20 protein-coding genes and 2 riboswitches are annotated in these 22,213 nt (G+C 63.6%); of the genes, 13 read left to right on the top strand and 7 right to left on the bottom strand.

The annotated features are described in order from the left end of the window. The 5 genes from imuA to DJFAAGMI_RS04995 all read right to left on the bottom strand — a co-directional run bounded on the left by imuA (position 1) and on the right by DJFAAGMI_RS04995 (position 4,603). Positions 1-873 (bottom strand): translesion DNA synthesis-associated protein ImuA, encoded by an 873-nt coding sequence (imuA, locus tag DJFAAGMI_RS05015; protein ID WP_249333803.1) that lies wholly within the window; start codon positions 871-873, stop codon positions 1-3. 334 nt (positions 874-1,207) lie between these two features. Further along, positions 1,208-2,560: an HD-GYP domain-containing protein gene (locus DJFAAGMI_RS05010; RefSeq protein ID WP_211456170.1), complete on the bottom strand. Its 1,353-nt coding sequence runs from the start codon at positions 2,558-2,560 to the stop codon at positions 1,208-1,210. Positions 2,561-2,755: 195 nt separating this feature from the next. Next, positions 2,756-3,394, bottom strand: coding sequence for a 3-oxoacid CoA-transferase subunit B (locus DJFAAGMI_RS05005; protein ID WP_003055433.1), 639 nt, complete (start codon positions 3,392-3,394; stop codon positions 2,756-2,758). A gap of 30 nt (positions 3,395-3,424) precedes the next feature. Next, the gene (locus DJFAAGMI_RS05000) at positions 3,425-3,901 is read right to left on the bottom strand and encodes a DUF3806 domain-containing protein (protein ID WP_211456169.1); all 477 of its coding nucleotides are present in this window, start codon (positions 3,899-3,901) and stop codon (positions 3,425-3,427) included. A gap of 3 nt (positions 3,902-3,904) precedes the next feature. Next, positions 3,905-4,603 (bottom strand): CoA transferase subunit A, encoded by a 699-nt coding sequence (locus tag DJFAAGMI_RS04995; RefSeq protein ID WP_003055435.1) that lies wholly within the window; start codon positions 4,601-4,603, stop codon positions 3,905-3,907. 74 nt (positions 4,604-4,677) lie between these two features. Here DJFAAGMI_RS04995 and DJFAAGMI_RS04990 point away from each other — a divergent pair, with 74 nt between their 5' ends. Then, entirely contained in the window at positions 4,678-5,220 is a 543-nt protein-coding gene (locus DJFAAGMI_RS04990) for a PAS and helix-turn-helix domain-containing protein (RefSeq protein ID WP_003055436.1), read from the top strand. Positions 5,221-5,562: 342 nt separating this feature from the next. After that, on the top strand, positions 5,563-7,764 hold the full coding sequence (katG, locus tag DJFAAGMI_RS04985) for a catalase/peroxidase HPI (RefSeq protein ID WP_211456168.1): 2,202 nt from the start codon (positions 5,563-5,565) through the stop codon (positions 7,762-7,764). A gap of 106 nt (positions 7,765-7,870) precedes the next feature. Here the strand turns inward: katG and DJFAAGMI_RS04980 are convergent, their stop codons facing one another. Next, positions 7,871-8,128, bottom strand: coding sequence for a hypothetical protein (locus DJFAAGMI_RS04980; RefSeq protein WP_211456167.1), 258 nt, complete (start codon positions 8,126-8,128; stop codon positions 7,871-7,873). A 146-nt stretch (positions 8,129-8,274) separates the two neighbouring features. Here DJFAAGMI_RS04980 and DJFAAGMI_RS04975 point away from each other — a divergent pair, with 146 nt between their 5' ends. From DJFAAGMI_RS04975 to DJFAAGMI_RS04955, 5 genes are all read left to right on the top strand, one after another. Beyond that, on the top strand, positions 8,275-8,745 hold the full coding sequence (locus DJFAAGMI_RS04975; RefSeq protein WP_211456166.1) for a CopD family protein: 471 nt from the start codon (positions 8,275-8,277) through the stop codon (positions 8,743-8,745). Positions 8,746-8,962: 217 nt separating this feature from the next. Beyond that, the gene (locus DJFAAGMI_RS04970; RefSeq protein ID WP_211456165.1) at positions 8,963-9,538 is read left to right on the top strand and encodes a MarR family winged helix-turn-helix transcriptional regulator; all 576 of its coding nucleotides are present in this window, start codon (positions 8,963-8,965) and stop codon (positions 9,536-9,538) included. A gap of 61 nt (positions 9,539-9,599) precedes the next feature. Further along, the gene (locus DJFAAGMI_RS04965; protein WP_211456164.1) at positions 9,600-11,084 is read left to right on the top strand and encodes an efflux transporter outer membrane subunit; all 1,485 of its coding nucleotides are present in this window, start codon (positions 9,600-9,602) and stop codon (positions 11,082-11,084) included. Positions 11,085-11,235: 151 nt separating this feature from the next. After that, a complete protein-coding gene (locus DJFAAGMI_RS04960) occupies positions 11,236-12,540 on the top strand; it encodes an HlyD/EmrA/EmrK family protein (protein ID WP_043002931.1) in 1,305 nt (434 codons plus the stop codon). A 15-nt stretch (positions 12,541-12,555) separates the two neighbouring features. Next, positions 12,556-14,169 (top strand): DHA2 family efflux MFS transporter permease subunit, encoded by a 1,614-nt coding sequence (locus tag DJFAAGMI_RS04955; protein ID WP_280031630.1) that lies wholly within the window; start codon positions 12,556-12,558, stop codon positions 14,167-14,169. A gap of 69 nt (positions 14,170-14,238) precedes the next feature. Here DJFAAGMI_RS04955 and DJFAAGMI_RS04950 read toward each other — a convergent pair whose 3' ends face one another. Next, positions 14,239-14,568, bottom strand: a complete 330-nt coding sequence (locus DJFAAGMI_RS04950; protein ID WP_211456163.1) for a hypothetical protein — start codon at positions 14,566-14,568, stop codon at positions 14,239-14,241. Between the two features lie 150 nt (positions 14,569-14,718). Between DJFAAGMI_RS04950 and DJFAAGMI_RS04945 the strand changes: the two genes are divergently transcribed. The 6 genes from DJFAAGMI_RS04945 (at position 14,719) to gcvP (ending at position 22,043) form a co-directional block, all read left to right on the top strand. Beyond that, positions 14,719-15,801, top strand: coding sequence for an MBL fold metallo-hydrolase (locus tag DJFAAGMI_RS04945; protein WP_211456162.1), 1,083 nt, complete (start codon positions 14,719-14,721; stop codon positions 15,799-15,801). A 13-nt stretch (positions 15,802-15,814) separates the two neighbouring features. Then, entirely contained in the window at positions 15,815-16,411 is a 597-nt protein-coding gene (locus DJFAAGMI_RS04940; RefSeq protein WP_211456161.1) for an energy transducer TonB, read from the top strand. 88 nt (positions 16,412-16,499) lie between these two features. Further along, positions 16,500-16,608, top strand: a riboswitch (glycine riboswitch). A 19-nt stretch (positions 16,609-16,627) separates the two neighbouring features. Continuing rightward, positions 16,628-16,753, top strand: a riboswitch (glycine riboswitch). Positions 16,754-16,817: 64 nt separating this feature from the next. Continuing rightward, the gene (gene gcvT, locus DJFAAGMI_RS04935) at positions 16,818-17,954 is read left to right on the top strand and encodes a glycine cleavage system aminomethyltransferase GcvT (protein ID WP_211456160.1); all 1,137 of its coding nucleotides are present in this window, start codon (positions 16,818-16,820) and stop codon (positions 17,952-17,954) included. A 121-nt stretch (positions 17,955-18,075) separates the two neighbouring features. After that, on the top strand, positions 18,076-18,450 hold the full coding sequence (gene gcvH, locus DJFAAGMI_RS04930; RefSeq protein ID WP_043002936.1) for a glycine cleavage system protein GcvH: 375 nt from the start codon (positions 18,076-18,078) through the stop codon (positions 18,448-18,450). Between the two features lie 47 nt (positions 18,451-18,497). Next, a complete protein-coding gene (locus tag DJFAAGMI_RS04925; protein ID WP_211456159.1) occupies positions 18,498-19,049 on the top strand; it encodes a MolR family transcriptional regulator in 552 nt (183 codons plus the stop codon). A gap of 90 nt (positions 19,050-19,139) precedes the next feature. Further along, positions 19,140-22,043: an aminomethyl-transferring glycine dehydrogenase gene (gene gcvP, locus DJFAAGMI_RS04920; RefSeq protein WP_211456158.1), complete on the top strand. Its 2,904-nt coding sequence runs from the start codon at positions 19,140-19,142 to the stop codon at positions 22,041-22,043. Positions 22,044-22,213: the final 170 nt, after the last annotated feature.

Below are 22,213 nucleotides of genomic sequence, written 5' to 3'. Positions count from 1 at the left end.
TCATGCCTCCGTCATCCAAGGCGAGGCCGTTGCAGGAGCGGCGGCTGTCATGCGCCCTTGCATGAGCATGGCAGCCTCCTCGCTCTGGCGCGCATGTCTTTGTGCCTGTGCCTGCAGCACGGGCTGCCAGGCCCACTGCGAAAGCGACAGCTGTATGGGGCGCTCCAGCAAAGGCCCACGGCGCTTCAGTATCTGTATCTGCAAACCCGGCACCTGCTGAGTTGCGGAGACTGTCGTGACTCTCTCCAGCCTCAACCGCAATGCGGCGGGAGAGCTGCACGGTTCGGCCTGCGACTCCTGCCATAGCCACAGAGGCCGCCCCTGCGAAGCGGCAGCCAGCTGCAAGCGGCGCAGCGTGGACGCGGGAAGTTCGGGCAACCAGGCCAGCACCGCCAGCACATCCCGGCAATGCAGCGCCTGCTCGCAGGCCCAAGCCAGATCCTGGGCACTGCGCCCCGGCTGCACCGCACACAGCCGCTTCGCGTCAATGCCGGCGGCCTGCAAGGCCGGGGCGAAGGGCAGATAGGGCGGAGCCACCAGCACCAGTTGCCCCATCCGCGTATCCCCGCGCGAAGCCGCATGCTGACGCACTCCTGCGGCCAGCGCGGGCAACAGCAAGGCCCACTCCGCATGGCAGTACGCGGGTTGCTGCAGCTGAATCAAGGCATTGCCGGGCCAGCCGCCACCGGGCAGCTCGCAATCCAGCGCCGCATGGCCACTGGGCCAGACATTTCGGCAGGCATCCAGTTGCCAGTCCGTGCCACGCCAGACACCGGGAATCTGTATGGCGGACAGATGCGGGTGGTCCGCAGCTTGCAGACCCCGCCGCGCGCCCTGCCCTGCACCAGCCTGCTGCCGGACAGGCTCCGTCATGCCTGGCTGTGAGCCAGGACGGGGCAAATATGTCTGGGACTGGGTGTGCATAGGAATATTCTCAAATACTGTACAAATATACAGCTATAAGAATTTCCGCGCAAAACAAAGCCCTAAGGCCAGCAGCAGATGCAGCCTACCCTTGTTGATCGGGCATCACGCGCTATCAAAAATACTTTTTCGAGATGCTGCCAACAGACGCGGCAAAGCACGCCGCGCTGCGGCGTGATGCACAAAACCTTGAAGAAATACCCATGTAGCGCCCGTCAATTAAGCGCCTGCAGCTATCAAACTTGAGGACAGCCGTCGCGGGCAAAACTCGCAGTCAACGCCCTCAATTGAGCGACTGCTTGTCGACATTCATGGCCGAGCTTCGGCCGGCCTGCGGCATCAGCTGGGCGCAGGCCTCGCACCACTCGGCCACGGCAACTTCCAGCGTGGAGCCGCCCTCCCCCAGCGTGGGCCAGCGGCGCTGGCAGTCGTTCATGATGGCCTGCAGCTGCCACAAGGCCTCGCGGTTGACCAGGGCCAGCTCGCTCATGCCCAGGGCGTCATCCTTGAGGTAGCTCAGCACATCCAGCTGCTGGCTGGGGTGGGAGCCCGCTTCGGCCAGCTGTTTCTGCAGTTGTGCAAGACTGGTCTCCACGAACACCGCCGCCTGCGCATCGGGCATTTGCTGCCAGTGCTCGGGAAACTCGCGCCTGAGCTCGCTCCATTTGCGCAGCGCGGCCTCCAGCGCCGCGATGCTGTGCGAGAACTCGGCCTGCAGCGGCGCCAGCGGCTTGCCGGGACTGATTTCGTCGTAGAGCAGCGGCAGAATCAGGTGCACCAGATCGGCCGGATAGCTCTTGTGGTTCATGCGCAGCATGAGCGACAGACGCTGGCCCGGCATGTCCGTGAATTTCTCGAAGAAGGCCGAGACCACTTCGGCCAGCAGCAGCACCTGCCCCATGGGCGAAATGGCGTTGCCCTTGATACCGCGCGGATAGCCGGAACCATCCATGCGCTCATGGTGCTCGAGCACGGCGATTTCCACGGCGCGCGAATACAGTTCCGTGCTGCGCACCACCAGCATGGCGGTGACGGAATGCGCGACCAGGTGCTTGCGTTCCTCGCCGCTCAGGCGGTGGTCCGGGTCGGTCCAGACCGGGTCCATATAGAGCATGCCCACGTCGTGCAACAGCGCGGCCGTGGCCAGCGGCACGCATTCGCGCTCGGTCCAGCCGTTCTTGAGCGCCAGAAAGATCGCCACCAGCGCCATCTGCAGGCTGTGCTGGTAGAGGTCGGTGCGCTGCTCGCGCATGACGGTGAGCTTGAAGGCAATGGCCTGGGGCAGCAGCAAGCTCTTGAGCGGTGCCAGCAGGCGCTCGACATCGCCGATGGACGCCACCATGCGATGCAGCAGATCAACCTGCTCGCATTGCTGGCGCGCCAGAGTGACCAGGGATGCCACGTCGACCAGGTCGCCCGTGATCAGGTTGGCATCGATCGGGTCACGCAGCTTGTGCATGACCAGACGGTCATAGAGACGACTGTCAACACGTGTGCCTTTGTCCACCAATTTCATGCCCTTGTCGGTATAGATTGCATCGCCTGTCATGACCTCCGTATGCTCGGCCATATCGGTGACTGCGCGCAAAAAATGTACATCGGTCTCGTGCCCCTGCGCACCAGCGTTCTCACTCATCAAAGCGCTCTTTTTCTGTCTGCTCAATCAAACTCGATTGTTGCAGATTGCAATAATTTGTGGGCCACAATTAAAGCAAAAACAGCTTACATCGCTTGCCCTATCGACTCCGGCAGCTATTAATTCTGCTGATTCCGCAGAAAACGCATAAAAAAAGAACCGCCGCAGCGGTTCTTGCCAGGAGCGCAGCGCCGCTTATTTCAGCAGCGTCACACCCGTCTTGGACTGGATCTCGTCAAAGCTCACGCCCTCGGCCAGCTCCACCAGCTTCAGGCCTTCGGGTGTCACGTCCATCACACCCAGATCGGTGATGATGCGATCCACCACGCCGAGACCCGTCAGCGGCAGAGTGCAGCTGGGCAAAATCTTCAGGTCGGTCGTGCCGTCCTTTTTCTTGGCCACATGTTCCATGAGCACGATGACGCGCTTGACGCCCGCCACCAGGTCCATGGCTCCGCCCATGCCCTTGACCATCTTGCCGGGAATCATCCAGTTGGCCAGATCGCCTTTTTCGGACACCTGCATGGCGCCCAGAATGGACAGATTGATCTTGCCGCCGCGGATCATGGCAAACGACTGGTCGGAGCCGAAGATGGCCGAGCCGGGAAGCGTGGTCACGGTCTGCTTGCCGGCATTGATCAGATCGGCGTCGACCTGGTCTTCGGTCGGGAAGGGGCCGATGCCCAGCATGCCGTTCTCGGACTGCAGCCACACTTCCTTGTCACCCGTGTGGTTGGCCACCAGTGTGGGAATGCCGATACCGAGGTTGACGTAGAAACCGTCTTCGAGTTCTTTGGCCGCGCGCGCGGCCATCTGGTCTTGGGTCCAGGGCATAAGAGCCTCCTGAATAAATCTTGATTGACGTTATTGGTAGTCGCCGGAGTCGATCATGGGCTGCAGGTGCGCCATCACACCATCGAGCAAGTGCAGCAGATAGACCGTCTGGCCGTCTTCGAGCCGTTTGAGGACCATGTCGCGAGCCCCCACCTGGATGCTGGTTTCGAGATAGCGCACAACGGGGTCGGTTCCCCACTCGTCGCTCACCATATGCCAGTCCATATCGTCCATTTCGCAGCTCAACGCGTCACCCAGCACCACACCCAATCCTCGGGCCAGCAGCAGGTTGTCGGCCGATACCAGGCCGCGATCGAGCAACTGCTGCAACTGCGCAAGACCCGAGCGATCCATGCTCCAGTCGCTCAACCCCAGCTCACGGGCCGCGACCTGGCACACCAGCAAGCGTTCGCGGTCCAGTTGCTCCCGCTCCTGCGCAGCCAGCGCACGAAAGATCGGCAGGTCAGCCTGGGCGGCAGCCTCGGGCGAATAGGACGAATCCACCATGGTTCAGGCTTCGCGCACGGTGCGCTTTTCGATGCGCTTTTCGGGACTGGCGTTGTGCACGATGCGGTGCACATAGATGCCGGGCAGATGGATGTCGTCAGGAGCGATCTCGCCCACTTCCACCAGTTCCTCGACTTCCACCACGCAGACCTTGCCGCAGGTAGCTGCCGCAGGGTTGAAGTTGCGCGCCGTCAGGCGGAACTGCAGATTGCCGCTCTTGTCTGCGCGCCAGGCCTTGACCAGGGACACATCGGCCACGATGGCGTGCTCCATCACATAGGTCTCGCCATCGAACTCGCGCAATTCCTTGCCCTCGGCCACCAGCGTGCCCACACCGGTCTTGGTGAAGAAGGCGGGAATGCCCGCACCGCCGGCGCGCATCTTCTCGGCCAGCGTGCCCTGGGGCGTGAATTCCAGCTCCAGCTCACCGGCCAGGTACTGGCGCTCGAACTCCTTGTTCTCGCCCACGTAGCTGGAGATCATCTTCTTGACCTGGCGGGTGTCCAGCAGCTTGCCCAGGCCAAAGCCGTCCACGCCGGCGTTGTTGGATGCCACCGTGAGGTTCTTGACGCCGCTGGCGCAAACCGCATCGATCAGGGCCTCGGGGATGCCGCACAGGCCGAAGCCGCCAACGGCCATCAACTGCCCGTCGGCCACCACGCCCTGCAGCGCCGCTTCTGCGGATGGGTAGAGCTTTTTCACACATGTCTCCTTGAAATTGGATGCGCTACGATACTACGTACTTGAGTAAGTAGTTTTTCGTAAAGAGCAGTACCATGGTTGTGGATTACCGGCTGGCGTTCGACGCCGCCCCTGTAGGTCTCGTCATCTCGCGCAACCGCATCATGATTGACTGTAATCGGCAATTGTGTGAAATGTTCCATGCCTCGCGCGAGGTACTCATAGGACAGACGTTCCAGGTGCTATATCCCAGCGTTGACGAATACGAGCGCCTGGGCGCGCGCATCGCTCCCATCCTGAACACCACGGGCATCTATTCCGACAACCGCATCATGAAGCGCGCCAATGGCGAGGTGTTCTGGTGCCATGTCAGCGGCCGCACGCTGGATCGCAACGACCCCCATGCCTCGGGCATCTGGAGCTTCGAGGACCTCTCGGCCCATCGCCCCGTCAAGGCCGAACTCACGGGCCGCGAGCGCGAAGTCGCTGCACGTCTTCTCGAAGGCATGACCAGCAAGGAAATAGGCAAGGCACTGGCCATCAGTCACCGCACCGTGGAAATCTACCGCGCCCGGCTGATGCGCAAATACGGCGCCTCCACGGCGGCCGATCTGGTGCACAAACTGGTGGCCGGATAAGCCGCAGACGCAGATGACACAGGTAGGTCAAGCACCTGATTTGCTCGCCCCTGCTTGTGCAAACCGGTCGCCTCGCATACGCTCAAAACGTCAGCATCTCAGTCACTTTGCGCAGTCTCCTCGCCCGACTTCCCGTCGGCCAAGGACTCGACCCATATTTCTTCCTATGGCGCTGCTTAGTAATTTCAATAGCACAACACGCCCTTCAGGCCAGCCGCGCACCGATAATTCATCTCAACCAATCGCCAATAGCTATTGAGTTGAATTGATTGATATCAATCATTGATTGATATCTGTTTCCTGGACCTACCGACCTGTCGGATCGTTGAAACGGAGAGCCCCATGACTACTGAATCCAAGTGCCCCTTCCACCAAGGACAGAACAGCGAAACCGCCGCCGCAGGCAACGCCACCAGCAACAAGGACTGGTGGCCCAATCAGCTGCGCGTGGATTTGCTGAGCCAGCACTCCGCCAAAAGCAACCCCTTGGGTGAAGACTTCAACTACGCCCAGGCTTTCCAGAAGCTGGACTATGAAGCCGTCAAGCGCGACCTGCGCGCCCTGATGACCGACTCGCAGGACTGGTGGCCTGCCGACTTCGGCCACTACGGCCCCCAGTTCATCCGCATGGCCTGGCACGCAGCCGGCACCTATCGCATTCAGGACGGTCGCGGCGGCGCGGGCCGCGCCCAGCAGCGCTTTGCCCCCCTCAACAGCTGGCCTGACAACGTCAACATCGACAAGTCGCGCCGCCTGCTGTGGCCGATCAAGCAAAAATACGGCAACCAGATTTCCTGGGGCGATCTGATGATGCTGTGCGGCAACGTCGCACTGGAAACCATGGGATTCCGCACCTTCGGCTTCGGCGGCGGTCGCGTGGACACCTGGGAACCCGATCAGGACGTGTACTGGGGTGCAGAGAAGGAATGGCTGGCGCCCACCCAGAACCCGCACAGCCGCTACAGTGGCGAACGCGACCTCGAGAACCCGCTGGCCGCCGTGCAGATGGGTCTGATCTATGTCAACCCCGAAGGCCCGGACGGCAACGGCGACCCCCTTTCGGCCGCGCATGACATCCGCGACACCTTTGCCCGCATGGCCATGGATGACGAGGAAACCGTGGCGCTGATCGCCGGCGGCCACACCTTCGGCAAGACCCATGGCGCGGGCCCCGCCAGCCATGTGGGCGCCGAGCCCGAAGCCGCCGGCCTCGAAGCCCAGGGCCTGGGCTGGGCCAGCAGCTTCAAGTCCGGCAAGGCCGGCGATGCCATCACCTCCGGCCTGGAGGTGACCTGGACCCAGACTCCTGCACAGTGGAGCAATTTCTTCTTCGAGAACCTGTTCAAGTACGAATGGGTGCAGGAAAAAAGCCCTGCCGGTGCCATTCAGTGGGTGGCCAAGGACGCTGGCGATGTCATCCCCGATGCGCATGGCGGTCCCAACAAAAAGCCCACCATGCTGACTACCGACCTGTCGCTGCGCATGGACCCGGCATACGAGAAGATCTCGCGCCGCTTCCTCGAAAACCCACAGGCTTTTGCCGAAGCCTTTGCCCGCGCCTGGTTCAAGCTGACCCACCGCGACATGGGACCGCGTGCACGTTACCTGGGCCCTGAAGTACCCAAGGAAGAGCTGATCTGGCAAGACCCCATCCCCGCTCTCAAGCATGAACTGGTCAACGACGCCGATGTGGCCGCCCTCAAGGCCAGGCTGCTGGCATCGGGCCTGTCTGTGCAGGAACTGGTGGCCACGGCCTGGGCCTCGGCCTCTACCTTCCGCGGTTCGGACAAGCGCGGCGGCGCCAACGGTGCCCGCATCCGCCTGGCTCCGCAAAAGGACTGGGCAGCCAACAACCCTGCGCAGCTGGCCAAGGTACTGGGCAAGCTCGAGGAAATCCAGCGCGAGTTCAACAAGGCTGCCGAGGGCGACAAGCGCATCTCGCTGGCCGACCTGATCGTGCTGGCCGGCAGCGCGGGCGTTGAAAAAGCGGCCGCAGATGCTGGCGTGAAGATCAGCGTGCCCTTCACCCCCGGCCGCGGCGACGCCAGCGACGAACAGACCGATGCCGAATCCTTCGCGCCGCTGGAGCCCAAGGCCGACGGCTTCCGCAACCACCTGCAAGGACGTTTCCCGGCACCCGCCGAAGCCCTGCTGATCGACAAGGCCCAGTTGCTGACGCTCACGGCCCCCGAGATGACCGTGCTGATCGGCGGCCTGCGTGCCATCAACATCAACACCGCCGGCAACCACGGCGTGCTGACCCAGACTCCGGGCAAGCTGACGAACGACTTCTTCGTCAACCTGCTGGACATGGGCACACAGTGGCAGCCCCTGGAGGATGGCAACTACGAAGGCGTGGACCGCAAGAGCGGCGCCAAGAAGTGGACCGGCACCCGCGTGGACCTGGTCTTCGGCTCCAACGCTGTTCTGCGCGCCGTGGCCGAGGTCTATGCCGAGAAGGGCAACGAGCAGAAGTTCTATCAGGACTTCGTCGCGGCCTGGGTCAAGGTCATGGAACTGGACCGCTTCGACCTGAAGAAGTAACAGGGCGCACCGGGGCGAAAGCCCCGGTTCCAGGAAAGCCCCAAAAGAAAAAGCTGCCAGCACCTGTCAAACAGGCGCTGGCAGCTCTTCTTTCAGGAGCAACACATCACATCTCCCGCTCGACCGCTTCCTGAGACAGATCCCACAGATCCCAGCCCAGCACCAAGACTTGGTACTGGTTCTGCCCGCTGTCATCGCTCCAGACCTCGGGGCCGAACTCGCTCATATTGCCGCTCAGACCCAGCCCTTCGCGCAGCGCGCTTGAATCGGTCTGCTCGGCCAGCACAAAGCGGCCGCTACCGGTACGCAGGGCAACCCGCCCGGAAGACTGCTTGAAGGCGACGACGGTGGCTTGTTCCGGCATCAGAACTCCTTCACTGTGGTTGGCGGTTATGGGTTGCAGCCAAGTCCGATCAGGCCTGGGCTCGCGAAAGCCCTGCTATTTCGGCCTGTGTGTTCCCGATCTCCGTTAGGCTTGCGATGTCCCCCTAAATCAAGCCCCCACAAACCATGCTTTTCATCCTGTTCAAACTTCTGCACCTTCTGGCCATCATCATCTGGGTGGGCGGCATGTTCTTCGCGCATTTCTTTCTGCGCCCTGCCGTCCAGGGCCTGCAGCCGCCCGAGCGCGTGACGGTGATGCATGGTGTGCTCCAGCGCTTTTTTGCCTGGGTCATGGTGCTGGTGGTCGTCGTGCTGGCCACCGGCATCGGCATGATTGGCAGCATTCATGCCATGGCCGCCCAGGCCGGCGGCCAGTTCAACATGCCGGTCAACTGGATTGTGATGAGCATTCTGGGCCTGGTGATGATGGCCGTGTTCGGTCATATCCGCTTCGCACTGTTCAAGCGCCTGAATGCGGCCGTGCAGCTCAAGGACTGGCCCGCAGGCGGCAAGGCGCTGGAGAGCATCCGCAAATGGGTCTCCTTCAATCTGGCCCTGGGCCTGGTGATTGTGGTCGTGCTGCGCGTGCCGCTCTGAGCCTGCTGTAGCCTTCTGCGAGCCCGGTCTTCATGGCCGGGCTTTTTTTGGGTCCGACAAGGCTCTGGCACAAACCAACAATGCGCAAACTGCTTTTGTTTTCATAGCAAAAAGATCAGCTCGTGCAAAGGCAGCGCCCATCTCATTCAAACCTTGCTGACATTTTTTTGCAGCTGCACAATAATTGCCGACTCAATCATTGACCAAGCAAATATTGGTGGCGCCATTGCAAAACCAGACCGACCCCATCATCGACCCGCAGGACGAATCCAGCTTCTTCTACCAGGCAGGGGTCTACGCGCCGGACAAAAGCATTGGCTTTCTCATGCGGCGTGTACTCAGTTCCATCCTGCAGCTGGCCGACGCCCAGTTGGCCGAGCAAGGACTGACCTATGTGCAGTGGCTGCCGCTGTACAAGCTGCTGGTCTGCGCCGACACCAATAGCAGCACGCTGGCCAAGGACCTGGGCATGGACCCGGCTTCGGTGACGCGTGCGCTGGACCGCATCGAGGCCAAGGGCTTGCTGCGCCGCGAGCGCTCCACCACCGACCGGCGCGTGGTGCATCTGGTGCTCACCGAGGAGGGACGCAGCGTCGCCACCCAGGTGCCCAAGGTGCTGACCAAGGTGCTCAACGGCCATCTGCGCGGCTTCAGCCACAGCGAATGCACGCTGATGCTGTCCATGCTGCAGCGCATGCTGGTCAACGGCGATGCACTGCGCGAGGCCCTGACCCAGGAGCCCGCCAAGCCCCCCATCCAAACGAACGAGGCAGGCCGCGACCCCGGGGACTAGGCTGGCCTGCTGCCTATTTTTTTCACCGCCCTATTTCAATAAAAACCACTGGCACTTTTCCATGACCTCTAGACCTTCACGCAAACCCGCCACCGAGTGCGCCCCTGGCCGCCCGCTGCTGGCAACCGCAGCACTGGCCGCTGCGCTGACACTGGCAGGCTGTGCCTCGCAAGGGCCGGCACACCAGCCGCTGGCGCGACTGGGCTCGGCCGATGTCGGCCTGAACGACTCCGCCAGCCTCAGCACTGCAGATGCCACGGCACTCGCCTCCTCCCAATGGTGGACAGGTCTGGGCGATGCCCAGCTCAATCAGCTCATCGATCAGGCCCTGGCCGGCAGCCCCAGCCTGGCTGCCAGCAACGCCCGCTTTGAAAAAGCCGCAGCCCTGGCCACCGCCAGCAGCACGGCCAGCGATGTGCGCGGAACGCTAAGCGCCGACGCCACACGCCAGCGCTACACGGCCAACGGCATGATTCCCGCGCCCATCGCGGGCAATATCTACAACAGCGGCAATCTGCAGGCCGGCCTGTCCTGGTCGCCCGACTTCTTCGGCAAGCATGCCGCGGACCTGCAGGCCGCGCTGGGCCAGGCGCGCGCCGCCAAGGCCGACAGCGCTGCTGCCGCCAACCAACTGGCCGCACAGGTGGCGCGCAGCTATATCGCCCTGGCGCGGCTGATTGCCCAGAAGGACGTGGCAGAGCGCACGCTGGGCCAGCGCCAGTCATTGCTGAACCTGAGCGAGCAGCGCACCCGGGCCGGCCTCGACAGCCAGGTGGAGCTGACCCAGGCCCAGGCCGGCATGCCCGATGCCCAAACCCAGATCGAGATGCTCGGCGAGCAGATCACGCTGGCGCGCCGCACGATTGCCGTGCTCTGCGCCCAGGCGCCCGATGCGCAGAATGCGCTCTCGCCCAGACTGTCGGTGCTGCGCATCCAACCCGTTCCCCAGGCTCTGGGCGCGGATCTGCTGGGCCGCCGCCCCGATGTGGTGGCAGCGCGCTGGCGCGTGGAAGCGGCCACGCAAGGCATTGAATCCGCCAGGGCCGACTTCTACCCCGATGTGAATCTGACCGCCTTTGTGGGCCTGAACGCGCTGGGTCTGGACAATCTGCTGCAGGGCAGCTCGCGCCAGATGGGCATCACGCCTGCGCTGCGCCTGCCCATCTTCGACGGCAAGCGCCTGCGCGCCCAGCTGCGCGGCAAACAGGCCGACCTCGACACCGCCATCGCCCAGTACAACGGCGCCGTGCTCGATGCCGTCAAGCAGGCGGGCGACGCGATTGCCTCCGTGCAATCGCTGCAGCGCCAGCAGCAGCTGCAAACCGAGTCGCTGTCCAAGGCCGAGCGGGCCTATGACTTTGCCGTGCAGCGCTATCAGGCCGGCCTGGGCAGCCAGATCACCGTGCTCAACACCGAAACCCAGCTCATCAACCAGCGCCGTCTGGCCGTGGACCTGCAGGCGCGCGAGCTCGACACCCGCGTGGCCCTGGCCGCAGCCCTGGGCGGCGGCTGGAGCGATGACACCCCGGCTGTTGCCCTGCAATAAACATCGGGCTCAACAAAATCAATAGCTGCTACCGCTTTACTGCCATCAAATTCAAGGCAAAAACACTCTCAATTCTTTTATTGACAAGCGCTAGCAGCTCCTCTTTTTCAATAGCGCAAAACCGCTTCACAGATAACAAAGCGCCAACATCATGACCGACACCAAGCCTACTCAGAACGCTCCCCAAGCTCCTGCGGCAGCTACGCCCAGCGCCAACCCTGCGGGCCGCCGCAAGGGCCTGACCATCGTGGCGGCCGCTGTCGCCGTGGCCGCCATCGCCTGGGGCGGCTGGCACTGGATGGTGGCCCGCAACTACCAGACCACGGACAACGCCTATGTGGCCGGCAATGTGGTGCAGATCACGCCCCAGGTCGGCGGCACCGTGATCAGCATCGGCGCCGACGATACCGACTATGTCCGGGCCGGCCAGCTGCTGGTGCAGCTGGACCCTGCCGACTATCTGGTGCAGCTGGCCCAGGCCGAGTCGCAGCTGGCCCAGACCGCGCGCCAGACCCGCACCCTGTATGCCAACAACGCCCCGCTGGCCGCCCAGGTGGCCCAGCGCGAAGCCGATCTGCTGCGCCTCAAGGCCGATGCCGCGAAGGCCAACGACGATGTGGCACGCCGCCGCCCGCTCACGGCCACCGGCGCCGTGGGCAAGGAAGAGTTTGACCATGCCAAGGCCCTGGCCACGGCCGCCAGCAACGCCGTGGCGGCCGCAGAAGCCGCCGTGCGTGCTGCCAAGGCCCAGCTGACAGCCGCCGAAGCCCAGACCAAGGGCACGACGGCCGAGGACTTCCCGGCCGTCATGGCGGCCGCAGCCAAGGTGCGCGAGGCCTATCTGGCCCTGCAGCGCACGCGACTGATCGCGCCCGTGGACGGCTTTGTGGCCAAGCGCGGCGTGCAACTGGGCCAGCGCGTGGCCGCCGGCTCGCCGCTGCTGACCGTGGTCGATCTGCACAAGCTCTGGGTGGATGCCAACTTCAAGGAAAGCCAGCTGGCCGATCTGCGCATGGGCCAGAAGGTGGAGCTAACCGCCGACGTCTACGGCGACAAGACCAGCTATGAAGGCAAGGTCGTGGGCCTGGGCGCGGGCACGGGTGCGGCGTTTGCGCTGCTGCCCGCGCAGAACGCCACAGGCAACTGGATCAAGGTGGTGCAGCGCGTTCCCGTGCGCATCAGCCTCGAGCCCGAAGCGCTCAAGCAGCACCCGCTGCGTGTGGGCCTGTCCATGGACGTGAAGGTCGATATCCGCGACAAGGACGGCCAGGCCCTAGCCAGCACGCCGCGCACCGAGCCCGTGGCCCAGACCACCGTCTATGACGGCAGCCTGGCCCAGGCCGAGCAGCGCATCCAGCACATCATCGCGGGCGACAAGCTGCCGGCGCTGACCCAGCTGGCCGATCTGCCCGCCCCGGCCGCAGCCGCTCAGCCCGCAGCCCAGGCTGCGCAATAAGACGCGGAATCAGACATGACTTCCACGACCTCTGACGACCCCGGAGCGGGCGCCTCGCCACCGGCTGCGGCGGCCCGCCCCATGCCGCCAGCCATCGCCCCGCTCAAGGGCGCGCAGCTCGCTCTGGGCACGCTGGCACTATCGCTGGCCACCTTCATGAACGTGCTGGACTCCTCCATCGCCAACGTGGCCATTCCGGCCATCTCCGGCGATGTGGGCGTCAGCCCCAGCCAGGGCACCTGGGTCATCACCAGTTTTGGTGTGGCCAATGCCATCTCCGTGCCGCTGACGGGCTGGCTCACCCAGCGCTTCGGCGCCGTGCGCCTGTTCACCATGAGCGTGCTGCTGTTCGTGCTGACCTCCTGGCTCTGCGGCTTTGCCTCCTCGCTCGAGATGCTGGTGCTGTTCCGCGTGCTGCAAGGCGCCGTGGCCGGCCCCATGATTCCGCTGTCGCAGACCCTGCTGCTGTCCAGTTATCCGCCCGCCAAGGCCGGTGTGGCGCTTTCGCTCTGGGGCGTGACGACCTTGGTCGCGCCCGTGGTCGGGCCACTGCTGGGCGGCTGGATCACGGACAATATTTCCTGGCCCTGGATCTTCTACATCAACGTGCCCGTGGGCCTGCTCTCGGCCCTCATGACCTGGAGCATCTACCGCAACCGCGAAACGCCCACGCGCAAGCTGCCAATCGACACCGTGGGCCTGTCCCTGCTCGTGCTCTGGGTGGCGGCGCTGCAGTTGATGCTGGACAAGGGCAAAGAACTGGACTGGTTTGCCTCCAATGAAATCATCGCCTTTGCGGTGATCGCTGTCGTGGCCTTTGCCGTGTTCGTGGTCTGGGAGCTGACCGACGCCCATCCCGTCGTCGATCTGCGCCTGTTCAAGCGACGCAACTTTGCGGCCGGCTCGATCGCACTGTCCATCGCCTATGGTCTGTTCTTCGGCAATGTGGTGCTGCTGCCGCTGTGGCTGCAGCAATGGATGGGCTACACCTCCACCTCGGCCGGCCTGGCCCTGGCGCCGGTGGGCCTGCTGGCCATCCTGCTCACGCCCATGGTGGGTCGCAAGGTCGGAGTCTGGGATCCGCGCAAGATGGCCACGATTGCCTTCATCGTGTTTGCCATGGTGCTGTGGATGCGCTCGAAGTTCACCGTGGAGACCGACTTCGCCCACATCCTGATCCCCACGCTGATCCAAGGGGGCGCCATGGCCTTCTTCTTCATTCCGCTGACCACCATCACGCTGAGCGGACTGACACCGGACCGCATTCCTGCCGCCGCAGGTCTGTCCAACTTCGTGCGGATCACGGCCGGTGCCATGGGCACCTCGATTGCCACCACGCTCTGGGAAAGCCGGGCGTCCATGCACCATGCGCATCTGACCGAGCTGCTGGTACAGGGCCAGGGCACGTTTGCCAGCACGGTCAGAAACCTGCAGGCAGCAGGCATGAGTGCCGAGCAGGCCTATGCCCAGATCAACCGGCTGATCGATCAGCAGGCCTTCACGCGGGCCGCCGACGATATCTTTCTGGCGTCGTCCTTTCTGTTCCTGAGCCTGATCGTGCTGATCTGGTTCACCAAGCGCCCGGCCTCTGCCGCAGGAGCCTCCGACGCGGCCGCCGGCGCACACTGACAAACTTCAGACAAAATTGGCTGGAAGCGATTGACCCACAATCGCTTCCAGCTATTTTTTTGATAGCTTCTAGGCGCCGGCAGACTGCTTGTCCAGGCGCCGCAAAAAAACCTGCAGCTCCTTGACGACCTGGGCATCGCCCTTTGTCTGGGCGCAGCTCAGCCCTTGCTGCCAGGCGGCGCGCGCTGCCTGTGCATCACCCAGCGCCAGCTCCACCTTGCCCAACTGCTTCCAGGCGACGGAGTATTGGGCATCCAGCGCCGTGGCCTTGCGCAGATGCTCGCGCGCCACTGCCATCTGCTCCTCGTCGGCATAGGCCTTGCCCAGGGTATAGCGCAGCAGCGCACCGTCCTTGCCGGCTGCCAGCATGCTCTCCAGATTGCGAACCATGGGATTCATGTGTATTTGCTCCTCAGGCAGCGAGTGTCGCATTCGCCGCATCCGATCATGGGAATGGCCGCTGCCGCGATACGGCCTCTTGCAAATCGGCTCTTGCAGCGCTGCAAACCGTCCCAAACTGCAGCCAATGTCCCACTCAGGCGCCCGATCTTGTTTAGCAAACCAAGCCTCACCACCCCCATCGCCGACTACGAGGACTCGCCTCAATACTCGGGCGGGCGCTTTCGCAACACGCATCCACGTCCGGCCAACAGCCCCAAGCCAGATGCCGGGACGCTATGGAAGTTCTTCTTCAACAAGCCGGCCGATTCCGAGCCTGGCAAGGCACTGCCCGTTCTGCCGCTGAGCACGGCCGAGCTGGACCTCGCGCCCGAGCGCAGCCTGTATCGCCTGGGCCATTCGACCTTGCTGATGAAGCTGCGCGGCGGCTGGTGGCTGACGGACCCGGTGTTTTCCGAGCGTGCCTCCCCACTGTCGTTTGCCGGCCCCAAGCGCTTTCATGCCCCGCCGATCGCTCTGGACGAGTTGCCTGCCTTGCGCGGCGTACTGCTCTCGCATGATCACTACGATCACCTGGACCGCGCCACCATCCGCGTGCTTGCGCCCAAGGTGGGCATTTTTCTCTGCCCTTTGGGAGTGGGAGACAGACTGGCGGCCTGGGGCGTTCCGGCCGACAAGATCGTGCAGCACGACTGGTGGCAGGGCAGCGAGGTTGACGGCCTGCGTTTCACGGCCACGCCAGCCCAGCATTTCTCGGGGCGCAGCCTGCGTGACGGCAACCGTACGCTCTGGGCGTCCTGGACCATAGAAGACCGCCAGGCCGACAGGCCGCTGCGCGTCTTCTTCAGCGGCGATGGCGGCTATTTCGACGGTTTTGCCGAAATCGGCAGGCGCTTCGGCCCCTTCGATGTCACGCTGATGGAAACCGGCGCCTACGACGCCCACTGGCCCTATGTCCACATGCACCCGGCGCAGACCGTGCAGGCCCACCGGGATCTCGGTGGCCAATGGCTGCTGCCTATACACAACGGCACTTTCAACCTGGCCATGCATGCCTGGTGGGACCCGTTCGAGCAGATCCTGAGCCTGGGCAGACAGCACGGCATAGAGATTGCCACCCCCATGATGGGCGAGCGCCTGGACCTGGGCGCTCCGCATGCGGGCTCGGCCTGGTGGCGTGCCTGCGCCGAGGCCGACAGCAAGAGACTGGATCTGCGCCCGGCACAACCCTGAAGGTGCAGCCCGCATGGCCGACAATGGCCTCATGGACATTTCGCGCACCTCATACCTTGCCGCCTGCGCCGCCGCTCTGACCAGCTTGCTGCTCGGGGGCTGCACCCACCTCTTTGATGGCAGCCGGCTCAAACCGGATCCGGCGGCCGACGCACCGGCTATCGTTTCTGCGCAGCCCGAGCGGACGCCGGCTCCGGTTGCACCCCTGGATGCGCAGTCCAAGCCGCCACGGAGCACGGAATGGCCTGCCTGGATCAAGGCAGATTGCACGCCCCCTGCCCAGCTCGACCAGCAACCCCGGCCGCGCCGCCACACCACGCCGCACGTCAGTCACCACTGGTTCCCGAACGGGCTGGAGACCACGGTGGTCTTCCGCCTGGAAGTCACGGCTCAAGGTCAGCTCGGCCGTGTGGCCTACCAGCCCGCCGATACCGATCCCCGCATCGTGAAGTCCATACTGCGCTCGCTCGAACGCTGGCAGTTCAAGCCCGCCATGCGCCAGGGCCAGCCCGTGACGGCCTGCTTCGAGCAGCGCTACGAACTGGTGTTTCCGCGTGTGCAGGAGATCGATCCCGAGCCCAAGCCGGTCTTGAACACCGCTCCGCAGTGAGGACGCAAGCACGGAGCGGACGATGCATGCTCGAAAACCCCAAAATCCATCCGATTCGGTGGAACAGGCCCCTTGCCCACCGCTAGAATCGCCAACGTCAGGAGAGAGTGCCCGCAGCTGAAGCTGCCTTGCACCGCCGAAGGCGCAGACCCCCACCCGGAGTCAAAACGCTCAGGCAAAAGGACTGACAAGCGCTGCCAGGTGTGCAAACCTGCAGCGTCCCTTGCTGGAGAGAGATGCAGGCCGTCATTTCATATGTGCGCCGGCATCCACCGAAGGAGCAAGCTGCCCGATGCAATGCGGGCAGTGAATCTCTCAGGTAAAGCGGACAGCAGGGCAAGCCCGCCACGCATGGCCCAGCCATGCATGGCCACTCATTTTGGTTTGACCACCGGAGCGCTTGCCTGTGACTGCTGCTGACACCTCTTCCGATCTGCGTTCCACACCGCTGTTTGCCCTGCACCAGAAACTGGGTGCCCGCATGGTGCCGTTTGCCGGCTATTCCATGCCCGTGCAATACCCTCAAGGCCTGATGGCCGAGCACCTGCACACCCGCAAGGCCGCCGGCCTGTTCGATGTCTCGCACATGGGCCAGCTGCTGCTGCGAGGCCCCGATGCCGCCGCCGCGCTCGAATCGCTGATGCCCGTCGATGTCATGGACCTGGGCCTGCACAAACAGCGTTACGGCCTGCTGCTCGATGAGCAAGGGGGCATTCTGGACGACCTGATGTTCGTCAACCGTGGCGAAGATCTGTTCCTCATCGTCAATGGCGCCTGCAAAGAGGCCGATATCGCCCATATCCAGAGCCGCATCGCCAGCCGCTGCGAGGTCATTCCTCTGCCCGAGCGCGCCTTGCTGGCCCTGCAAGGCCCGCAAGCCGCCACAGCCCTCGCGCGCCTGATTCCCGGTGTGACAGCTCTGGTCTTCATGACCGGCAACTACTTCGACTGGCAAGGCCATGCGCTCTACATCACGCGCAGCGGCTATACGGGCGAGGACGGTTTTGAAATCTCCCTGCCCGGCGAAGCGGCAACAGCCTTTGCCGAGGCGTTGCTGGCCCAGCCCGAGGTGGCCCCCATCGGTCTGGGTGCGCGCAACTCGCTGCGCCTTGAAGCCGGACTTTGCCTGTATGGCAACGACATCGACACCAGCACCACGCCCGTCGAAGCCGCGCTGAACTGGGCCATGCAGAAGGTGCGCCGCAGCGGCGGCGAACGCGAGGGTGGCTTTCCCGGTGCAGCCATCGTGCTGGAGCAATTGCAGAACCCGCAATCGCTGCGCCGCAAGCGCGTGGGCCTGATTGCGCTGGAGCGCATTCCCGTGCGCGAGCCCGCCGTGCTGGAGAACATGGACGGACAGCATATCGGCCACATCACCAGCGGCCTGCTCAGCCCCACGCTCAACCAGCCCGTGGCGCTGGCCTATGTCGAGCCCGACTACGCCGCCATCGATACGGAAATATTCGCCATGGTGCGCGGCAAGCCCGTGCCCATGAAAGTGGTCGCCACGCCCTTCGTTCCCACCCGCTATCACCGCGGCTAGGTCTGCCGCCGCGGATGAGACGGGCCAGTTTGCCAAACAGCGGCCAGAACACCGCTAAAGTGCGAACTGGACCTTTCTCAAACAACACCCGATTCCCCTGAATCCCCATCTGGAGCTTTTCATGAGCATCAAGTATTCCAAAGAACACGAGTGGATCAACGCCGCTGACACCAATGCCGCCATCGTCGGCATCACCGTACACGCACAGGATGCGCTGGGCGATGTGGTGTTTGTGGACCTGCCTGCCGTGGGCTCCACCTTCAAGGCCGGCGATGTCGCGGGCGTGGTCGAATCCGTCAAGGCCGCCGCCGATGTCTACATGCCCGTGACCGGCGAGATCGTCGAAGTCAACGAAGCCCTGCGCGATGACCCGTCGCTCGCCAACAGCGATCCGCTGGCCGCAGGCTGGTTCTTCAAGGTCAAGATGAGCAATGTGGGCGAGCTCGAAGGTCTGATGGAAGAGACCGCCTACAACGACTTCGCCAAGGACAACTAAGCATATCAACGGCCCTCGCTTTGCGAAGGCCGTTTTTGCATGCAGCCATGAGCACCATCCAGTATTTCGACGATCCGGAAGTAGGTCTCGCCCGCGAGACCAGCCACCCGGCCTTTGTGCGCATCGCGACCCAGGACTTCTACTACGACTGCGGTGACGACTTCAGCCCCTTCGGCAACGATGACGGCAGCGACACACTGGCCGCACTTGAAGAGTGGTACCAGGAGCAGACGGGCGGCAAGCCCGCCAGGGCGCTGCGTTTTTTGCAGCAGCAACTGAGCGACTGGGATCTGCCAGTGCCCGAGGACATGCTGGCTCATGACGATGCGGCCAAGGCCCAATGGCTGGCCAGCGACGACATGAACCAGAGCTATCTGCGCTCGGTCTGCCGCGCCCACGTAGCCACGGCCTTTGGCCAGTTCAAGATCACGGGCAGCATCGATGCCGATCTGCACCAGCAGGCACTGCTTGCCCTGGCCTGCCAGCAATGGCTGAACACCGTGGCACGCAGCAAATATCCCGATTGGGAATATGCCGACCAGGAAAGCGAACGCCTGGCCCTGATGAACACCGCGCTGGAACAGGCCAGCGCTGCTTGAAGCACCGGCTGTATGCCTGCGGGCATACGGCATTCACGCATGCCTGGCATGCAAACCGTCAGTCACAGTATTTGAGAATAGGTCCCTCCCATGCTGATGTCGCCTCCCGCCCCCATCGCTTCGCTGCAAGCGCTGGAAAACAGCCACGAATTCATCCCCCGCCATATAGGCCCGGATGCCGAGGAGCAGCAAAAAATGCTGGCCGCCATCGGCAAGCCCACGCTGGACGCCTTGATTCGCGATGTGATGCCAGACTCCATCGCTCGCGCCAAGCCCATGGATCTTCCGGCGCCAATTACCGAAGCCGCGGCACTGGCCGAACTCAAGGCCATCGCCAGCAAGAACCAGGTGCTGAAGAGCTTTATCGGCCAGGGCTACTACGGCACGCACACGCCGGGCGTCATCCTGCGCAACATCCTCGAGAATCCCGCCTGGTACACAGCCTACACCCCCTATCAGGCCGAAATTTCTCAGGGTCGCATGGAAGCGCTGGTCAACTTCCAGACCATGGTGACCGACCTGACCGGCATGCCTATCGCCAATGCCTCGATGCTGGACGAAGCCACGGCTGCCGCCGAGGCCATGACGCTGGCCAGGCGCTCTGTCAAATCCAGAAGCCATCGCATCGTGCTCGCCGGCGATCTGCACCCGCAGACGATTGAAGTCATCCAGACCCGCGCCCGGCCGATCGGCATCGAAGTGGTGATCGCCAACAGCCAGCAGGAGTGGGAAACGGCCCTGGCTGGCGATCTCTTTGCCGCGGTCATCCAGTACCCCGCGTCCAGCGGCTGGATTGTGGACTGGAAGGCCGATGTGCAGGCCATTCACGCCAAGCAGGCGGCTGCCATCGTGGCTACCGACCTGCTGGCCCTGACCCTGCTGACACCTCCTGGAGAATGGGGTGCCGATATTGTCGTGGGCAACAGCCAGCGCTTCGGCATGCCCATGGGCGCAGGCGGCCCGCACGCAGCCTTCATGGCCTGTCGCGACGAATACAAGCGCAGCCTGCCTGGTCGCCTGGTGGGTGTCAGCGTCGATGTGCATGGCAAGCCCGCCTACCGCCTCGCGCTGCAGACGCGCGAACAACATATCCGCCGCGAAAAGGCGACATCCAATATCTGCACGGCCCAGGTCCTGCCGGCCGTGATCGCCAGCATGTATGCCGTCTACCACGGCCCCCAGGGGCTGAAGCGCATCGCCCAGCGGGTGGCACGCCTGACGGCGATCCTGAGCCGGGGTCTGGCCCAGCTGGGCTTCAGCGCCCATCACCACGACACGGCCTTCGACACACTGAGCCTGCATACCCGGGAGGCAACCGATGCCCTGGCGGCCCGTGCCGTATCCCGAGGCGTCAATCTGCGCAAGGCCTGGGATGAATATCTCTGCATCAGCCTGGACGAAACCACGACCCGGGCCGATGTCGAGCTGCTCTGGAGCATCTTTGCCCAGGAGGGCCAGGTCCTGCCCACCATCGAGGCCATGGACGAAGGCCCGACCTCGCTGATCCCCGAATCCCTGCAGCGCAGCACAGCCTATCTGAGCCACCCGGTCTTCAACACCCACCACTCCGAAACCGCCATGCTGCGCTATATCCGCAGCCTCAGCGACAAGGACCTGGCGCTGGACCGCAGCATGATCCCGCTGGGCAGTTGCACTATGAAGCTCAACGCCACCAGCGAGATGATTCCCATCACCTGGCCAGCGTTCGCCGACATCCACCCGTTTGCGCCCTCCAACCAGCTGCAAGGCTATGCCGAGCTGGACCGGCAACTGCGCGACTGGCTGTGTCAGGCCACGGGCTACGCTGGCATCAGCCTGCAGCCCAATGCGGGCAGCCAGGGCGAATACGCGGGTCTGCTGGCCATCAAGGCCTTCCATGAATCACGCGGCGAGGCACACCGCAATATCTGCCTGATTCCCAGCAGCGCCCACGGCACCAACCCGGCCAGCGCGCACATGGTGGGCCTGCAGGTCGTGGTCACCAAGTGCGACGACAACGGCAACGTGGACATGGCGGATCTGAAGCTGGCCTGCGAGAAGCACAGCGCCAATCTGGCCTGCATCATGATCACCTACCCCAGCACGCACGGCGTGTTCGAGACCGAGGTGAAGGAGCTGTGCCAGCTGGTGCACAGCCATGGCGGCCGCGTCTACGTGGACGGCGCCAACATGAACGCCCTGGTAGGTCTTGCCGCACCCGGCGAGTTCGGCGGCGATGTCAGCCACCTGAACCTGCACAAGACCTTCTGCATTCCCCACGGCGGCGGCGGCCCCGGCGTCGGCCCCGTGTGCGTGGTCGAGGATCTGGTGCCTTTTCTGCCAGGGCATGCCACCGCAGGCGATGTCCGCCAGGTGGGGGCTGTCAGCGCAGCGCCTTTGGGCAATGCAGCCGTTCTTCCGATCAGCTGGATGTATATCCGCATGATGGGCGAACCGGGCCTGAAGCTGGCGACCGAGACCGCCATCCTCAACGCCAACTACATCAGCGCGCGGCTCAAGGAGCACTTCCCCACGCTGTACGCGGGCGAGTATGGGCACGTGGCCCATGAGTGCATCGTGGATCTGCGCCACTTCAAGGACAGCTGCGGCGTGATGGCCGAGGACGTTGCCAAGCGTCTGATCGACTACGGCTTCCATGCACCGACACTGTCCTTTCCCGTGCCCAACACGCTGATGGTGGAGCCGACCGAGAGCGAAAGCCTGTATGAGCTGGACCGCTTCGTCGAGGCCATGATCGCCATCCGCGCCGAAATTGCCGAAGTGGAGGCCGGCAGACTGCCGCGGGACGACAACCCGCTCAAGAACGCACCCCACACGGCAGAGTCCTTGCTGACCACAGATTGGCAACATGGCTACAGCCGCGAGACAGCTGCCTATCCTCTGCCGGCGCTGCGCCGCGCCAAGTACTGGAGCCCCGTGGGCCGCGTGGACAACGTCTATGGTGACCGCAATCTGTTTTGCAGCTGCGTGCCCATGGATGCCTACGCTAGCTGATAGCCCGAGACCGGCATTCCGCCGCCAAAGCCAGTGCACCGCCGTCGCACTGGCTTTTTTCATCCCGATTCAAGCCCATGCACCCGGCAATAGGCCGTGCCCTGCCATCAGTGAATGAGCGCCCAAGGTCCATGCCCTCTCCAGGGCTGCTGCGGGACATGGTCTTGAAT

The sequence above is a fragment of the Comamonas brasiliensis genome (genome assembly GCF_018292285.1).
Lineage (GTDB): Bacteria > Pseudomonadota > Gammaproteobacteria > Burkholderiales > Burkholderiaceae_C > Comamonas > Comamonas brasiliensis.
This window is presented reverse-complemented; position numbering and strand designations above follow the sequence as displayed.

Coding starts and splice junctions, on each gene's coding strand:
- imuA (WP_249333803.1), bottom strand. CDS start 873: ATGACGGAGCCTGTCCGGCAGCAGGCTGGTGCAGGGCAGGGCGCGCGG.
- DJFAAGMI_RS05010 (WP_211456170.1), bottom strand. CDS start 2,560: ATGAGTGAGAACGCTGGTGCGCAGGGGCACGAGACCGATGTACATTTT.
- DJFAAGMI_RS05005 (WP_003055433.1), bottom strand. CDS start 3,394: ATGCCCTGGACCCAAGACCAGATGGCCGCGCGCGCGGCCAAAGAACTC.
- DJFAAGMI_RS05000 (WP_211456169.1), bottom strand. CDS start 3,901: ATGGTGGATTCGTCCTATTCGCCCGAGGCTGCCGCCCAGGCTGACCTG.
- DJFAAGMI_RS04990 (WP_003055436.1), top strand. CDS start 4,678: ATGGTTGTGGATTACCGGCTGGCGTTCGACGCCGCCCCTGTAGGTCTC.
- katG (WP_211456168.1), top strand. CDS start 5,563: ATGACTACTGAATCCAAGTGCCCCTTCCACCAAGGACAGAACAGCGAA.
- DJFAAGMI_RS04980 (WP_211456167.1), bottom strand. CDS start 8,128: ATGCCGGAACAAGCCACCGTCGTCGCCTTCAAGCAGTCTTCCGGGCGG.
- DJFAAGMI_RS04975 (WP_211456166.1), top strand. CDS start 8,275: ATGCTTTTCATCCTGTTCAAACTTCTGCACCTTCTGGCCATCATCATC.
- DJFAAGMI_RS04965 (WP_211456164.1), top strand. CDS start 9,600: ATGACCTCTAGACCTTCACGCAAACCCGCCACCGAGTGCGCCCCTGGC.
- DJFAAGMI_RS04960 (WP_043002931.1), top strand. CDS start 11,236: ATGACCGACACCAAGCCTACTCAGAACGCTCCCCAAGCTCCTGCGGCA.
- DJFAAGMI_RS04955 (WP_280031630.1), top strand. CDS start 12,556: ATGACTTCCACGACCTCTGACGACCCCGGAGCGGGCGCCTCGCCACCG.
- DJFAAGMI_RS04950 (WP_211456163.1), bottom strand. CDS start 14,568: ATGAATCCCATGGTTCGCAATCTGGAGAGCATGCTGGCAGCCGGCAAG.
- DJFAAGMI_RS04940 (WP_211456161.1), top strand. CDS start 15,815: ATGGCCGACAATGGCCTCATGGACATTTCGCGCACCTCATACCTTGCC.
- gcvH (WP_043002936.1), top strand. CDS start 18,076: ATGAGCATCAAGTATTCCAAAGAACACGAGTGGATCAACGCCGCTGAC.
- DJFAAGMI_RS04925 (WP_211456159.1), top strand. CDS start 18,498: ATGAGCACCATCCAGTATTTCGACGATCCGGAAGTAGGTCTCGCCCGC.
- gcvP (WP_211456158.1), top strand. CDS start 19,140: ATGCTGATGTCGCCTCCCGCCCCCATCGCTTCGCTGCAAGCGCTGGAA.